A 16,756-nucleotide genomic window follows, 5' to 3' on the forward strand; every position below is an offset into this window, starting at 1 on the left:
GGAGAATCCGATGAGCACGCCTGTTATTTTTGATAAAAAGCCCGTTGTTCTTGCATTAGAGCCTGGTACTTACTATTGGTGCAAATGCGGTCAATCTCAAAACCAGCCTTATTGTGATGGTGGTCACAAAGGTACAGAATTTGTGCCGCTAGCTTTTGAAATTACCGAGACAAAAACGGTAGCGCTTTGTAACTGCAAACATACTGCTAACTCCCCGTTTTGCGATGGGGCTCATGCCAAACTTTAAGGCATAGTTAACCGTAGAGTGGGTATTGCTGCAAGAATTAATCGGAGGAATCACAACAATTTAGCAGGCGAATAGAATTCGCGGCTACACAAGCAAAGTCCGCCTACGCGGACTAATCGAGAACTACAATTTTTTAAACTCGTGTAGGCAGTTTTTGTTTTTGTAGTTGCGTTTTAAACCACCAAGTTCACCTAAGTTGACACTTTCCCTTCAAACTTGAAAAATGAGGAATTAAAAAATGATCGTCATCCGAAAAAGTGAAGATAGAGGTCATGCTAATCACGGTTGGCTGGATAGTTACCACTCATTTTCGTTTGCCAATTATTACGATCCTAATCAAATGGGTTTTCGGGCATTGCGAGTAATTAATGAAGATATTGTTAACCCCGGTCGTGGGTTCGGTACGCACGGTCATCAAGACATGGAAATCATTACTTATGTCTTGGAAGGAGCGCTAGAACACAAAGATAGTATCGGCAATGGTGAAGTGATTAAACCTGGCGAAGTACAGCGAATGAGTGCTGGTACAGGTATCCAGCACAGCGAGTTTAATCAATCCAAAACAGACCCAGTTCACTTACTACAAATTTGGCTGCTTCCCGATACAAAGGGATTAAAACCAAGTTACGAACAGCGTGATTTTGATGTGGCACAACACCCCGGAAAGTTGAGGTTAGTTGCTGCTAGGGATGTACGGGATGGTGCTGTTAAGGTACATCAGGATGTGGATTTATATGCGGCTGTTTTGGAAAAAAACGATCGCGTCACTCATTCCTTGCAACCTAAGCGTCATGCGTGGGTACAGGTGGCTCGCGGTGGAATTGTTTTGAATGGTTTGCCGTTAAAACATGGCGATGGCGCTGCCATTAGCGATGAATCTCATATCGAGATCGAAGCGGCAGATAAGGCTGAATTTCTCTTGTTTGATTTGGCTTAAAATGCTAAATCTTAAATCTCAAATCTCCTGCATTTGTCCCCCCTTAAAAAGGGGGGACAATCTAAAAATACTATGATTTCTGTCACCAGTTTGAACCATGTTGTGCTTTATGTACGGGATTTAAAACGCTCAGTTGAGTTCTATAAATCTGTTTTTGGTTTTGTGGAAGTAGCGCAGATGCACGGGAAGATGGCATTTTTGCGGGCCGTAGGTTCTCAAAACCATCACGATCTGGGTTTAGCGGCTTTGGGAACAAATGCGCCGTCACCACCCCCTGGAAGTGTGGGACTTTATCATTTAGCTTGGGAAGTTAAAACAATTGAGGAGTTGGCTGATGCTGTTCAATTTCTCAAGGAGAAAGGCTCTTATCGGGGTGCAAGCGATCATGGTGCTAGTAAGTCTGTATATGGTGAAGATCCTGATGGTAATCAGTTTGAAATTACTTGGATAGTACCTCGTGAAATGTGGGGTGAGTTTGAAAGTAAAGCGATTGTTGCTCCTCTGAATTTGACAGAGGAGTTGCAACGTTATGGCGGTAAAAATTTAAGGTAAAAATTCAGATTATCAAGGTAAGAATGCTCCAAGTTCCTGAAATTAATTTCATAAATTAATAGGAGCATTTTTTTTAGGTCTACCACCTTTTTTACCATTTTTTCTAGCGGCGATAGTTTTGGCACTTGAAGTTACTTGTCCTCCCTTTTTACCTAGTTCAGCCATCCATGATTTTGTCCCAAAAATACCTGCTACAAGTTCGGGAATACCAAAATCAACGTCTAGGCTTTCCCAGTGGACGCTGCTACCAGAAGGTGGTAGCCAAAGATCGGCAAGTTGTTCTGCTGAAGCACCTTCTAAACCTTGTGCCAATCTTGGAGGAAAACTAAAAATAGCACCGTTTTTCAGTTTAATAACTATTAAATCATCAGACTGATTATAATGCACGGATTCGGCACGAGGCTCTGTAGCCTCGGCTTGTTTCCATGCTTGCTTGGCTTTGGCTATTTGCTCTCGTAGATTTTCCTCAGTTAACTCTTTATCCCAGTTTCTAATCACCATGTATTTCTTGCCATTTACTTAATAGTATTTCTTGATTAGCTGCTACGAACTTGAGAGCAGCTACTAAGTCTTTATCTTTGATTTTATCATTTGCACTAACTATACTAGGAGGTTTTTCTTCACTACCAATATTAATTTTAATTTCCATTTGGTTAGCATCATTTTTTCTACCTATAAAGACATGGACATGAGCAGGGATATGATCGTTAGTATAGATGTAAACGAATAAATTTTTCTGGGTATCTTCAAGAACTTTCGGCATAGTATTATTATTAGTGGATTATTATATATTAACATAATATTATACATACTGGTTTTTAGTGTATACAAATAGCTTTTATTTAAAGCTTATCTTTATAATAACCCAAGCGTTGGGTTTTGTCAAGGTTCAAATTGGAAAAACTGATTTAAGATCAGCTTGAATCATTTTGTTCATCTCAAATTCATGTGAAAATATGACACAAAGTAGAAAGGTTTTCCGTCTGTTAAAAGGTTGCTATATTAACATTTTGACTCGCAGATGAATTATAACAAAAGTATTTCAGCTATTTTGAGTATTGGACTCGGCGCGACCGCGATCGCGCCTATTCTCCCACTTCTTACCCCCCAAGTCTCCGCAGCACTAGCACCCGCTGAGGTGAATGCGATCGCTAAAGAAATTACAGTTCGCGTTGATGGCCCAACAGGCAACGGTTCTGGGGTGATCTTTGAAAAAAAAGGTAGCACTTACTATATAATTACTAATTGGCACGTAGTGAGCCAAGCGGGTAATTATCACATTGTTACCCCCGATGGCAAGCGCCATCCAGTCTATTACAGCCTGATCAAACGAATGCCGGGAGCAGATTTGGCAGTAGTTCCCTTCAGCAGCGCGGAAAACTATCGCCTCGCTGTGTTGGCGAATACTGACGCAAGCGAGGGTAAAAAGCTTTATGTGGCTGGCTGGCCGCGATCGGGCGGAACTCTGCAACAGCCGATTTTGATTGTCACTGAGGGGCTGATGACGCGCCGTCAAACGGCCTGGAATGGTTATACTTTAGTTTATAGTAACTTAGTGAGGGGAGGCATGAGCGGCGGCCCGGTATTGGACGATGGGGGGAGGGTTGTAGCCATTAATGGCATTATACAATTAGAGGACAAATCCGATAAAATTGTGGCCGCCGGGATTGAGATCGATACTTTCTTGAAGTGGCGGACAAGCCTTGCGCTGCCAACAGTACCCCAAGATTCTCCAACACCGGGAAAACCGCAAACTGGTACTCCTGTTAATAATTCGCCGCGCCTACCTGCTAATGCTGCTTTTACTCTCGCTAGTGCGCTCAAGGTTTCTGCGGGGGTAGTGAGTTCGGTGGCGGCGGCTGGCTCTCACTTTGTATCGGGCAATACTGACGGCAGTATTTCTGTCTGGAATTTGCCTAGCGGCGAGTTAAAGAGTACGCTGCGGGGTCACGGGGACGCGGTGAATGCAGTGGCGATCGCATCTGATGGCAAGATTTTTGCCAGCGGTAGCGATGACAAAACTATTAAGATTTGGAATCTAGAAACAGGTGAGAATATTCGCACTTTGACCGGGCATTCTGATGTGGTAGTTGCAATTGCCCTCAGTCCTGATGGTCAGTTTTTAGCCAGTGGTAGCTGGGATAAAACTGTTAAGATTTGGAATGTGAAAACTGGGGCTTTACTTTATACTTTGTTGGGACATTCTGCTCTGGTAAATTCGGTGGCGATCGCAGCAGATGGCAAAACTTTAGCTAGTGGCAGTAAGGATGGTTCTATTAAGTTATGGAATCTGCAAACTGGTGACTTAATCCGCACTTTAAAAGGTAATTCTTTATCTATTTTGTCGGTGGCTTTCAGTCCCGATGTCAAAACTTTAGCTAGTGGTAGTGGTGATGGAACAATTAGCCTATGGAATTTGGGTACTGGGCAATTAATTAAGCGTTTGAGCGGGCATACAGATGGGGTTTGGTCTGTGGCAATTACTAAAGATGGAAATACTTTAGTTAGCGGTAGTTGGGATAAAACTGTTAAACTTTGGGATGTGCGTTCTGGGGCGCTGAAAGGAACTTTAAGCGGGCATTCTGGCTATGTTAATTCTGTTGCAATTAGTGGGGATGGGCAGATGATTGTTAGTGGGGGTTGGGATGGGCAGATCAAGATTTGGAAAAGAGGAGGGTGAGAGTTCTTAAGCGTTGCTTACCTTAATTTAATTTGGGGTTGCGATCGCTAATTGGTTAATAATTTGGCTGGTAAGTGTAGACCTAACTGTTTAATTAATCAATAAATATATACACAAAATTATTTTAGAAAGCAATTTGTTCTCATGTAGCAACAATTTGTGCTATAACCTTACTTATACAATTTTTTTAGTCCGAAGTTTTACCGCGATTAACCATTGCCTTACTAAAGGAAGCTTTACAGCGTAGTCGCAACCAAGATCGATCGCAAGTAGGGACATGGCTATTAGCGCAATTTCCACAATTATTATCCTAATTAATTACCATGCCAAAAACTATTAACAGCCTTTTCCTAGCCAGTTTTTTTATCCTTATTCCCATCTCCATACCTACACTCGTTCGTGCCGAAATTTCCGAAACTTCTACTACAAATATTAACCAAAAAATTCTCATCAAAGATGAACTATATTTTGGTCTAACTAAACCGGGAGGTAGTACAATTTCCGATGTAGAATGGCAGCAATTTTTAAACACTACCATTACGCCCCGTTTTCACGAAGGATTAACCGTCTTAGATTCCTATGGACAATATCTTAATAGCAATAGCTTACTGGTAACAGAAAAGTCCAAAGTCGTTATCTTAATTTATGAAAATAGCCCAGAGAAAAATCGGGCAATAGCAGAAATTATCGATATCTATAAACGCACCTTTCACCAAGAATCCGTACTCCGCGTAACTACTGAAGCTAAAGTCTCATTTTAATTCTATAGGACTTACGCATAGAGTCCTAGAAAGCGGGTTTTTGAGAAAATCTGTGGGTCACGCAGAAGGCAAAAGGCAGGAGACAAAAGGTAAAAGGTAGAAGGAAGTATTTTCGTAAGAAAACCCGGTTTCTTTGGTTGGGTGCGTAATTCCTGTTCTATTTTTCAGTAGGAAAAGATGCTGAATTATCAACAAAAGAAAAGCCACGCCGCAGGGATTTATTCTCAGTAACTTGCACTTCAAATCTTACACTATCCACTAAAGTACCCGATTTAGCTTGTAAATTCCATTGACCAGGTTGAAGTTGCCAAAAAAGTGAATTAGAGGGCTGAGTGGCTAACTTTTTACCATTCAACCACCACTCAACGGGGGCGTTATTCGATCCAGACAATTTAAACTCTAGGCGTGAATTTTCATTCTGATTTATCAGAAAATAAGCATCATTTTGAGGAAAAAGTATTTTGAATTTGCTATTAGTTAAACTAGATTTACTCTGCCTTGCTAACCACCCATTATAATCTTCAGACAGCTTTAAAATACCTGACTCAGTTTTGTATTTGCTGATATCTTCAGGATAAAAATATTCTTGTACAACCGAGGAACATTCAGGTGTAGGCCGCCACCCAGAAATAGCACAAATAGGGCGCTGTACTAACCCTTTTAAAGTAGGAAAAGGTGCAGGCTCTTGATGTTCGTGTAAGTGTAAAATAATGTGATTCCAGAGAGGGGCAGCGCCCATGACTCCAGAGACTTTCTTCATGCGATCGCCATTGAAATTTCCTACCCAAGTTGCAACCGTGTAATCATTAGTAAAACCCACCGTCCAAGTATCCCGAAAATTAGAAGATGTTCCTGTTTTCACCGCTGTAGTAAATGGTAAAGCCAGCACAGAATCAACACCAAACTCTTGAGCGCGGGCGTGAGCATCGCTTAACATATTAGTAATTAATGCCGATGTTGTTCGATCCATGACAGGTGTATCACTGGAAATTTTATCATCATTAAATGTGGTGACAATAGGTGTCGATTTCCCTTGTCTTGCTAAGGTCACATAAGCTCTAGCTAACTCAAACAAACTAACTTCACCGCTACCTAAAACCAAGCCTAAACCATAGTATTCTGGAGATTGAGTTAAATGCTCAAATCCCAATTCATGCAAACGATTGAGAAACGTAGATACTCCCACTTTTTCTAATACTCTTACTGCTGGAATGTTGAGAGAATTTGCCAAGGCAACCCGCACCCGTACCGGGCCTAAAAATGTTTCATCGTTATAATTAGTTGGGTTGTAAAGTTTTGCACCGGGAATGGCGTAATAAGTCGGTACATCGGCTAAAATAGTGTTGGGTCTAATCGCACGTTTTTCTAAGGCTAATTCATACAAGAAAGGTTTAAGGGTAGAACCAGGCTGGCGTAGCGCTTGCACTCCATCATTCCGACCTATTTCTATTTCATTAAAATAATCTGGAGAACCGACATAAGCTAAAACTTCCCCAGTATGATTATCTATGACTAGAGCGGCTGCATTGTGGACATTATGGGGAGATAAAGAGTTAACAACTTGCTGCACTTGTGCTTCTATAAACTGCTGTAAAGAACGATCGATTGTGGTGCGAATATGAGACGGATGCTGCTTGGGTAATTGATTAGATAGCCAGAATAAAAAGTGAGGTGCGGCAATAATTCCCTGTTCTTTCGGTGCTAGTAAAATTTCTTCATTCAAGGCTCTATCTGCCTGCGATCGCGTGATATACTTGTCTTTGACCATGCGATCGAGTACGTAATTTTGCCGTTTTTTCAGAGATTGCCAGCGGTAGTAAGGATTGAGGTTATTTGGATCGTTGGGAATAGCTGCTAAAAGGCTCGCTTGAGCGAGATTGATCTCGGCGGCGGAAATGCCAAAATAGTTACGGGAAGCGGCTTCTACCCCGTAAATATTGCCGCTCATTGGCAATCTGTTGATGTAAGATTCGAGAATTTCGTCTCTATTCATGCCGGCGAAAATGCGCCAAGATAGCCAAATTTCTCGCACTTTATTAGCTAATGTGCGAGGTGCGGGGTCTAGCATCCGCGCTAACTGCATAGTGATGGTAGAAGCGCCGCTGACTAACTGTTTGGCTTGTGCGGCTTCGAGGAGCGATCGCGCGATCGCTCTCATATCTGTGGCACCATGTTGATAAAATCGGCTATCCTCAGCGGCGATGATGGCGCGTACAAAGTGAGAAGAAACTCGATCTAAGGGTACAGCGGCGGTATGTTCTTGGTCACGAGTGAGAATAGTGCCGAGAGTAAGGCCGTTGCGATCGCTAAATTCGATCGCCTCCCGATCCTGTGCGATGTCAGCAGCGCGGATGGGTGCGAGATAGGGAAGCGATCGCACCGTCAGACAAATTAATACTAACACCAAAAATACGCGAAGTTTTGGGTTTCTACATTTGCGCCCAGCCTTCTGGGAATTTTTAATTAGCCACAGCCTTAATGCTTTCATCAATTAATCCCTCAGCCCAGAAAAGTTTAATCTATTTCCGATATCGAAACAACCCTACCGGATCGACAAAAAAGTATAACCTAACCCCGTCCTCTGGGCGGTATCTTTAACCACCCAAAGGCGGGATTACGCATATTCATTTACAAGACTACAACTTGAATATCCCTACTTCCAGAAACTATAAATTTCGCACTCATTAAGAAAAAATACAAAATCTCTACACCATAAAATTATAGGCTTTAATCATTTATATAGCCTTAGCAATGGCTGAGTTAAAAATTTAATAAAATTGATCGGGAAACCCGATCGCGTCAACTGTAGATACAGTAGCCGTAAAGGAAAACATCAATATGAAATTCAAAAAATGGATAAGGCCGATACTTCTCCTAATTCTCACGGTGGTAGTAACAACCTGTGGAGTCGCGAATAAATCTTCAAAAATTGAACCCCTTCCCTCAGTTGCTCCCCTAGTTAATCCGCAACTGGTAGACTGGATTGAAGAAATTAGTCCTACTGGAAAAGCTGAACCTCTCAACCAAATTCGCATCCGGTTTAAAGAGGCATTAATTCCCGTTGAAAGCCTTGATAGTTCCGAACAGCAAGATAAACTCAAACTATTTGAAATCAAACCTGCTATCCCCGGTCAATTTCGTTTTTTAACCCCCCGTATGGTGGGATTTCAACCGGAACAAGCATTACCTAAAGCTACTCGTATTCAAATCGCCATCAAAGCAGGTTTGACTGATTTAAAAAATCACCGCCTCGATCGAGATTTAAGTTGGACATTTAACACCGAACCAATCCAACTGTCCAATTTACCCACTTCTAAACCGGAAAATTCAGAGTTCCAACCCATTGATATTAAGCCTACTCTGAAATTCACATCAAATGTAGAATTAGATTTAGCTTCAGTGGAACAACATTTGAAGCTAATGCCAGAGGGACAGACAACAACTGTGCCTGTTAAAGTAGAGTTAGAAAAAGCTGAGGTAAAATCAGAGGATAGGGAAAACCCAGAAGAAAATTTCGATCCATCGGTTCGCCCTTTTAAGTATACCATAGTTCCCCAACAAACCCTCGAAAAAGCCACTCAGTACCGTCTACAATTTGACTCTGGCTTGCTACCACTTCGCGGCAATCTCCCCAGCGAAACACCATTTGTTAGCCAGGTAGAAACTTATTCGCCCTTGGCATTTAAAGCTATTAAATTTTTTGGACAACCAGATGCTGGCGGTGCTTATGGTCGGTTCGTAAAAGGCAGCGGTCAGTTACAATTTAATAACGGTCTGATCGCGGATTCAGCGCGGGAGAATATCACCCTTAATCCCCAACCTAAAAAATCTCCCACACTTGTCCAAGCCTATGACAATGAACCTTTGGTTAGTCTTAATCCCTGGAGTTTAGAACCAGCAAAACAATATACTATTACTATTGGTGCTAACCTCAAAGATAAATTCGGTCAAACCTTGGGAAAACCAGTCACATTGCAGTATGAAACAGGCGATGTCTCTGGCGAAATTTGGACACCCACAGGGTTAAATATTTTCCCAGCAGGGAAAGACTTACAACTGAATATTTCTACAGTCAATTTACCCGAATCCGAGTACAAAGCAGCCTATAAAGTCGTTCAACCGACAGATTTAGTTTATACTGCTGACGCATATCCCAGAGGCGAGGGAAATGATTTACTTTCCAATCCTTCTGAGTGGCAAACTTTTCGAGTTTCAGGGCAGAAAAATCAGCCTCTAGATATAACAGTTCCCTTACGGGAAAAACTAGGTGCAGCAACAGGAATGCTTGCTTATGGAGTGCAAGCACGCACGAATCTTTACTCGGATGAAAAAGGTAAACAAAAATGGCGAGAACCTACTAATTACGGTTTAGTTCAATTGACTAATTTGGGAGTATTTGCCCAGTGGTTCCCAGAGTCAGGCTTAATTAGAGTAAACCATCTCGATGATGGTTCCCCAGTAGCAGCATCAGTCGAGATTTACGAATCTCAATTACAGGCAAAATCTCGACCTGAACCTACTCCTTGTGCAACGGGTAAAACTGACAATAATGGTACATTATTACTCAATCGCGAGAATTTACAGAACTGTATTAAATCTGAAGTAGGTGGCTTTGAAAAAGCACCAAGTTTATTAGTCATTGCCCGTGAAAACAAAGACTGGGCATTTGCTAGAACTGAAGAATATAGCGGTGCTTATGGCTACGGGATTGAAGGAGATACTTGGAACAGTAATAAGCCACAATCGCGCGGTACAATCTTCTCAGACAGACAACTTTATCAACCAGGGGAAAAAGCTTGGTTGACGGGAACTGCTTACTATCTCCAAAATGGAGTTATCAAGCAGGATAAAAATACCAGTTATGCAGTCACGCTGCAAACTCCCAGCGGTACTAAGACTGATTTAGGAACTCAGACAACTAATGAATTTGGCACATTTTCCCTAGAATTGCCCATCGAAAATAATCTACCTTTAGGCTACTATTCTATTCTAGCTAAAGGAGGAAGCGGAGCGGAAATTTCTGGTCAATTTCGGATTGCTGAATTCAAACCACCTAATTTTAAGGTAGATTTAAACCTCGATAAAGAGTTTGCACTGATTGACGATAAAATCGAGGCAACTGCCCAAAGTAATTATCTGTTTGGTTCGCCAGTAGAAGGTGGAAAAGCCAAATACTATGTCACTCGCCGCAAAGCAGAATTTACACCAAAAGGTTGGGAAGAATTTGCCTTTGGGCGGCAATGGTTTTGGCCAGAAGAAAGCCCGAACGTTCCCACTGATGTACTGCAACAAAATGCAGTCTTAGATGCTAGTGGTAAAGGCAATCAAACATTTACAGTCGGCAAAGATTTGCCCTATCCGATGAATTATCGGGTAGATATTGAAGTCTCCGATGTTTCAAATCTGTCTGTATCCGATTCTAAAACATTTACTGCCCTACCCAGCGAGCGATTAATTGGTTTACAGACTAATTTTGTTGGCGATGCCGGTAAACCTTTACCGATTCAACTCATCGTTACCGATCCTACAGGAAAACTAATAGAAGGTCAAAAAGTCCGCGTTGAACTGCAAAAAATTAACTACAGCAGCGTTACTCAAGTAGTCGAAGGTAGTCGCAATCCTCACAATCAAATCGAATACAAAACAGTAGCAAAAAGCGAGGTAAAATCTGGCAGCACTCCTCAAACAGTATCTCTGAGTCCTCCTGAATCTGGTTCTTACCGCATTCGGGCTAAATTTCCTGATAGCAATAACGAAGTAACTGCCACTGATTTACAGATTTGGGCAACAGGAGAAAATGTCGTAAGCTGGGGTAACAGATACGATAATAATCGCCTGGAAGTCAAACTCGACAAGAAAAGCTATCAACCAGGTGAAACAGCAACAGCTTTAATTCAATCGCCTTATCCAGAAGCAGAGTTATACTTTGCTGTTGTTCGCGATAAAACCCTCTATCAAACTGTCACTAAAGTTAAGGGTGGTGCGCCTCAAATCCAGTTCCAAGTAACGCCAGAAATGTTGCCAAATGCAGCAGTAGAAGCTGTGTTAGTCCGTCAGGGCAAGAGTTTAAAAGAATTAGAACCGGGAAGTCTAGAAAATCTGGTAAAAATCGGCTTTGCTCCTTTTCAAACCAGTTTAGATGCTAAATACTTGAAAGTCCAAGTTACTCCCCAGCAAACAGAATTACAACCGGGTGCAGAGGAAACCGTACAACTACAATTACAGGACAATCAAGGGAAACCAATCAAGGGGCAATTTACAGTTATGGCTGTCAATGAAGCCGTGCTGCAACTAACTGGATATCGCCCGCCAGATTTGGTTAAAACTGTCTATGCGGAGCAATCTATTTCTACCCGCTTCAACGATAATCGACCGAATGTAGTGTTAGAAAATATGGCTTCACCCTTGGCAAAAGGTTGGGGTTATGGCGGTGGCTTCTCCACAGGTGCAGCAAATACTCGCGTCCGCAAAGATTTTCAAGCTTTGGCTTATTACAATGGTTCTGTTGTTACAGATGCTAATGGGAAAGCGAGCGTTACATTCAAACTTCCTGACGATTTAACAACTTGGCGTGTAATGGCTGTTGCTACTGACGGCAATTTAGATTTTGGTAATGGCGAGGCAACTTTTATTACCACTAAATCGCTGATTTCTAATCCCATTTTACCGCAGTTTGCCCGCCCCGGCGATCGCATTCAAGCAGGCTTATCTGTAACTAACAATACTCAGGAAAAAGGCAATCTGACAATTAACGGTCAAGTCGCTGGCGCTATCAATTTTGAAGGGAATAACCCAACAGCGGCGAATCTAAAAACTCAAGCCGAGTCAGGGACTCATGCTTACCGTTTCCCCATTGTGGCCGGTAATGCTGGTGATGCTAAAGTTCAATTTGCCACGCAATTAAATAGCAATGTAGATGCGTTTGAAGTGCCTTTAGAGGTGAAACCTTTAGAAGTTACAGAAAACGTTGTGGAAGTGGGAACAATACCCCCCAATCCCCCCTTACAAAGGGGGGGACAGGAGGTAAAAATTCCTCTGAAGGTTGATAAAAATGTGGTGTCAGATGTTGGCGGTTTAGAGATTTCTCTAGCTAGTACATTGATACCAGAAATTATCGCACCAGCGAAACAGGTTTTACAGAATGAACAGTTACCATTTTTGGAACCTGCGGCTAGTCAGTTATTAATTGCAGCTAATTTGCAAACTCTTTCTCAGCAATATGCTCAAAGTTTGAAAGATTTTAATCCTAGCAAAGAAGCTGCGATCGCGCTTGAAAAATTGCAAAAACTTCAGCGTCCCGATGGTGGTTTTGCTTCCTACCCCGGACAAGAACTATCTGACCCGTTTGTGACTCCCTATGCAGCAAAGGCAATCGCATCTGCTTCTAAGGCTTTTCCTAATACAGTCGATACGGGGATGCTATCTCGCCTGACAGACTACTTAAAGAAAACTCTTGCTGACCCCGGACAATATGAGTTTTGCAAAGAGCAAGTTTGTAAGAATCAAGTGAGATTATCGGCTTTAATCTCTCTAGCAGAATTAGGCGAAAAGCGCAATGATTTTCTAGCCGATATCTATCAACAGCGGAGTGAATATAATCTAGTTACTCAAATTGAGCTGGCGCGTTACCTTTCTCAATTTAATGACTGGCAAAATGAGTCTCAAGTGCTAACTAATGAGTTGCAAAAAAGCATCTATATCACGGGTCGCACAGCTACGGTGAATCTACCTAAGAATGTGAGCTGGATAGCTTCTCCTACAGCTATTCAAGCTCAAGCTTTGCGGCTGTTTATCGCTCAAAAAAGCAAGACTGAAGATATCGATCGCTTATTGCAAAGCCTCCTAAATTTGCGGCGTGATGGCACTTGGCAAAGCACTTATGACAATGCAGAAGCACTGACAGCTTTAGTAGATTACAGCAAAACTCAGCCGACACCACCTAAGTTTAGTGCTACGGTAAAATTGGCTGGTAAACAGTTAGATTCCATTCAGTTTGACGGCTACCGCAATCCCAGTCAGTTTATCACTGTAGCCACAGATCAATTGCCACGAAATGGCGATCTAATCATTCAGAAATCTGGTCAAGGTACGCTGCACTATATCGTCAATTATGGCTATCGCTTGCAGGGTAATCAACCGGGACGTTTAAACGGGTTGCGAGTAGTGCGAGAAATCCGACCTGCGGGTGAAGATCGAGTGTTAGGGAAACAGCAACTTTCTATTCCTAAAGACCTGACTTTGGGAGTGGGACAAGTGTTTGATATTGGTTTGGAAATTATCGCCGATCGCCATGTGGATCATGTGGTAATTACTGACCAGTTACCTGCTGGTTTCGAGGCAATTGATAACAGTTTCCAAACCTCTACAAAGGCGGTGGAAGCTCAAGGTGATAGCTGGCAAATTGGGTATAAAACGATGTATCGCGATCGCGTCCTCGCCTATAGCGATCGCCTCGAACCTGGGGCCTACAGCCTCCACTACCTCGTCCGTTCCGTCACCCCCGGAACCTACCTCTGGCCAGGCGCAGAAGCTCATTTACAATATGCTCCTGAAGAGTTTGGGCGATCGGCATCCTCTACCTTGATTGTCTTCGATAAATGACTTACGTAACGCCCCCTCTGGGCGGTGATGGAACCGCCCAGAGGGCGGCGTTACGGATACCGCCCCCGGCGGCGGATCGTTTGCACGCATTCGATATACTATAGAATGACGTTTACGATATGCAGGGTTATACCCCTCATGTGGGGTATGAGATCCCATCCCCTGCAACCAACAACAAGAATTTGAGGTTAATCTAGGACTATACAATTTGGGATTTCGGTTTGAGAATTAATAGGGAACTAATTAGATTTAACAGGAGACGCAACAATGGCAGATAAAGCCAATCAAAAGGCTCAACCCTCTGAAAATGACGACTTAAAGGATTTAAAAGGAATCTTTAAAGGGATAATTGTGAGCGCAGCTTGGTCTTATGCAGATATTTTAGAGAAAAATAAAAAAGCCGAATCTCAACAGGAAACTGCCCAAAAATCCGAGGAAGAAAAAGTCGAGCCTGATATAGCTAGGGGCTAGGGGCTAGGGGCTAGGGAAAGAAGGGGAAGATAGAAGAGGGAAGAGGGAAGAGGGAAGAGGGAAGAGCTTACGACCTACTGCTGCATAACTTTAGAGAATTGGGATTACGTTTACGATCGCTTTGGCTCTATGCCATTTTCCACAAAAGGAATAGTAAAATGAAACTGAGAACCGCGATCTTTTCCTGCCGAATTCGCCCAAATTTGACCGCCCCAACTTTTGACAATTTGCCTACAAATTGCTAGCCCCAAACCAGTACCCCCAGTGCTACGCCGCAAAGCACCTTCCTCTTGATAAAAGCGGTCAAATACTACCTCTAAACGGTTAGGCTCAATGCCGCGCCCAGTATCAGTTACCACTACCTCGATCGTGCGATCGCCATTGCGCTTAGCCTCAATCGTCACATTACCATTGGGTTCTGTGAATTTACAAGCATTATCCAGTAGTTTCGAGAGCACTTCCACCAGCCATTCCCCATCCGCCTGTACCAAAGGCAGCTCTGGCGGCACTTGTGCGATAATCTGCGGTAAATCCTCACGTTGACGGCGGGCGCGAATGCTGCTGAGAGCAAGATCGACGCACTCTTGCAGCGGCAAGCTTTCCATATTCCATTGCACTCTGCCACTCTCTAAGTGAGAAAGAGTGAGAAAGTCCTGCACCAGTTTACGCATTCGTTCCGCGTCACTTAAAGCAGTTTCTAGCATCACTTGCCGCAACTCTAAAGGCATATCGGGGTCTTGGCTCAAACTTTCCAGGCAAACTTGGATAGTAGACAGGGGAGTGCGGAGTTCGTGACCCGTGATCGCGATTAAATTACTGCGAGTGCGATCGAGAGCTTCCAGTTGTTGGTTGAGTTCTTCTAAGTGAGCGTAGGTTTCAGCTTGAATTAGGGCCGCTCCCAGTTGAGTCGCGATCGCCTCTACGAGGGCCAATTCATCTTCTTCCCAAGCCTTCGTAGAATGGCACTGATGCAATTCCACTATCCCCAAAACCCTCCCCTGATAAAGCACTGGCACCATCAGCCAAGAAAGAATTTGCCACTCTTGAACCAGTGTCCGCAATGCCGATGTATTAGCAATCAGAGGATATTCTGCTCCCTGTTCCACATAAACTGGCTCTAACTTACTCACAACCTCCTCAAACAGGGGATTGTTTTGCAGCGGCCAAGTCTGACCCCGCAGAGAACGAACGCCGGGACGCAAAAACTCCTGATTGATTTTGGCGGCTGCATCTGTAGCTTTGCAGCGGTAAATCAAGCAACGGCAAGCATGGAGAGCCTCTCCTAATTCTTGCACAGCTACTTCGATCATCTCGTCATGATTGAGCGATCGCCGCATCGCTGTGGTAATTAAATTTACTAAACGCTCTTTCCGCTCTTGGGCCGCGATCGAACGGTAAGCTTTTAGTAATTTATGCTGACCCGCCTGTAAATATGTCACCAATCGCTGAGCAAACGGCTCATTCAATTTGGGATTTTGACTCCCCTTTCTCAAGGCAGATTTAGATTTGGCATTAGTCGTTTTTCGCTGCTTCGGCAATTCCTTGGCAATACCATAAATATTTTGCGCTTCCTCAATCTTTTGTTCTAACTCCGGCCGATAGTTAAGAATTCGTTTCAGCAGTAAATCAGCAGCTTTGCAGCTCACTTCGCGGTCAAACGTCCAAATCCCTTCAAAGCGGCGAGCTTGATCCATCATTGCCAGCGGTGCGCTATCGTTCTCATTTTGAGTAGGAGCTTTTCGTTCTTGACAGATTAAGCAAGTTGAATATTCCTGACCGATCACGACTAAATGCCACTCTTGACTCAAACCGTCTTCCGGCTTAAATGCTACAGTCTCGTAACAGTCAGAAGCATTTTTGAAATCAGTTTCCGGTACCGCCAGCACATAAACCTGAGATGTGAGCGTGGCAATGCGCCGATAACGGTGAGCTTCCTGGCGGTAAAAGCGCTCTCGCTGGAAACTCGCGATCACTAGCGGCTGGTCTAACCCCGCCAGTACCAGGTCTTCCATCGCGTGGGAAAGCGCCGTCAGCGAAGACTTAAAATAAATTTGCGATCGCAGTTGCGGCAAAGCTTGCAGCAGCTCTGGTAGTACCGAAGTTGGGACGATCATCTAGCCTTAGACGTAAATTTTTGCCGATGACAAGACAGGAGCGATCGACAGGAGGTTTTATGAGATCTTTTACCAGTATCAGTTCTATGAAACTTATTCAAATCTACGATTGGGCAGATTTAATGTTCACTTCCTGTTTCACGCTGGGGAGTCGGCTCCTTCGATGTCCACAGGCATAAATTCAGGCCGAACTAGCCTTACTAATTCTTTTGAGACTTTAGCTATAGCAGTTTTCAATTGCGTAGGTACTAATCTTAATTAATAATTAGCCATTAGCCATTAGCCATTAGCCATTACCAATTACTTACCAATTACCTTCTTAAAAATTGTTAAATTGCTCATAAATTCTACTTTAACATTTTGTATGAGTAAGTTTAGAAAGAATTAGGTAAA

At 43.1% G+C, this 16,756-nt stretch carries 11 protein-coding genes; 7 read left to right on the forward strand and 4 right to left on the reverse strand.

The annotated features are described in order from the left end of the window. Window positions 1–10 precede the first annotated feature (10 nt). The 3 genes from OSCI_RS24465 to OSCI_RS24475 all read left to right on the forward strand — a co-directional run bounded on the left by OSCI_RS24465 (window position 11) and on the right by OSCI_RS24475 (window position 1,736). Window positions 11–247, forward strand: coding sequence for a CDGSH iron-sulfur domain-containing protein (locus tag OSCI_RS24465; RefSeq protein WP_007357878.1), 237 nt, complete (start codon window positions 11–13; stop codon window positions 245–247). Between the two features lie 238 nt (window positions 248–485). Next, window positions 486–1,184: a pirin family protein gene (locus OSCI_RS24470; protein WP_007357879.1), complete on the forward strand. Its 699-nt coding sequence runs from the start codon at window positions 486–488 to the stop codon at window positions 1,182–1,184. Window positions 1,185–1,256: 72 nt separating this feature from the next. Further along, a complete protein-coding gene (locus OSCI_RS24475) occupies window positions 1,257–1,736 on the forward strand; it encodes a VOC family protein (protein WP_007357880.1) in 480 nt (159 codons plus the stop codon). A gap of 48 nt (window positions 1,737–1,784) precedes the next feature. Here OSCI_RS24475 and OSCI_RS24480 read toward each other — a convergent pair whose 3' ends face one another. Both OSCI_RS24480 and OSCI_RS24485 read right to left on the reverse strand, forming a co-directional pair. Beyond that, complete coding sequence (locus OSCI_RS24480) at window positions 1,785–2,237, reverse strand: DUF2442 domain-containing protein (RefSeq protein ID WP_007357881.1); 453 nt, start codon at window positions 2,235–2,237, stop codon at window positions 1,785–1,787. Then, window positions 2,227–2,499, reverse strand: a complete 273-nt coding sequence (locus tag OSCI_RS24485) for a DUF4160 domain-containing protein (protein ID WP_007357882.1) — start codon at window positions 2,497–2,499, stop codon at window positions 2,227–2,229. Before OSCI_RS24485 ends, OSCI_RS24480 begins: the two co-directional genes overlap by 11 nt. 258 nt (window positions 2,500–2,757) lie before the next feature. Between OSCI_RS24485 and OSCI_RS24490 the strand changes: the two genes are divergently transcribed. Together OSCI_RS24490 and OSCI_RS24495 are read left to right on the forward strand one after the other, a co-directional pair. Beyond that, window positions 2,758–4,416, forward strand: a complete 1,659-nt coding sequence (locus OSCI_RS24490) for a trypsin-like peptidase domain-containing protein (RefSeq protein WP_007357883.1) — start codon at window positions 2,758–2,760, stop codon at window positions 4,414–4,416. A gap of 323 nt (window positions 4,417–4,739) precedes the next feature. Next, on the forward strand, window positions 4,740–5,177 hold the full coding sequence (locus tag OSCI_RS24495) for a DUF3574 domain-containing protein (protein WP_007357884.1): 438 nt from the start codon (window positions 4,740–4,742) through the stop codon (window positions 5,175–5,177). 157 nt (window positions 5,178–5,334) lie between these two features. On the opposite strand, the gene pbpC is transcribed toward OSCI_RS24495, so the two are convergent. Then, window positions 5,335–7,665, reverse strand: coding sequence for a penicillin-binding protein 1C (gene pbpC, locus OSCI_RS24500; RefSeq protein ID WP_019487466.1), 2,331 nt, complete (start codon window positions 7,663–7,665; stop codon window positions 5,335–5,337). Window positions 7,666–8,015: 350 nt separating this feature from the next. Here pbpC and OSCI_RS24505 point away from each other — a divergent pair, with 350 nt between their 5' ends. Then, entirely contained in the window at window positions 8,016–13,778 is a 5,763-nt protein-coding gene (locus tag OSCI_RS24505; protein WP_019487467.1) for an alpha-2-macroglobulin family protein, read from the forward strand. Between the two features lie 267 nt (window positions 13,779–14,045). After that, a complete protein-coding gene (locus OSCI_RS24510) occupies window positions 14,046–14,249 on the forward strand; it encodes a hypothetical protein (protein ID WP_007357888.1) in 204 nt (67 codons plus the stop codon). A gap of 110 nt (window positions 14,250–14,359) precedes the next feature. Here OSCI_RS24510 and OSCI_RS24515 read toward each other — a convergent pair whose 3' ends face one another. Beyond that, window positions 14,360–16,363 (reverse strand): DICT sensory domain-containing protein, encoded by a 2,004-nt coding sequence (locus OSCI_RS24515; RefSeq protein WP_007357889.1) that lies wholly within the window; start codon window positions 16,361–16,363, stop codon window positions 14,360–14,362. Window positions 16,364–16,756: the final 393 nt, after the last annotated feature.

The organism is Kamptonema sp. PCC 6506 (assembly GCF_000180455.1).
In the GTDB taxonomy this organism is placed as follows: domain Bacteria; phylum Cyanobacteriota; class Cyanobacteriia; order Cyanobacteriales; family Microcoleaceae; genus Kamptonema; species Kamptonema formosum.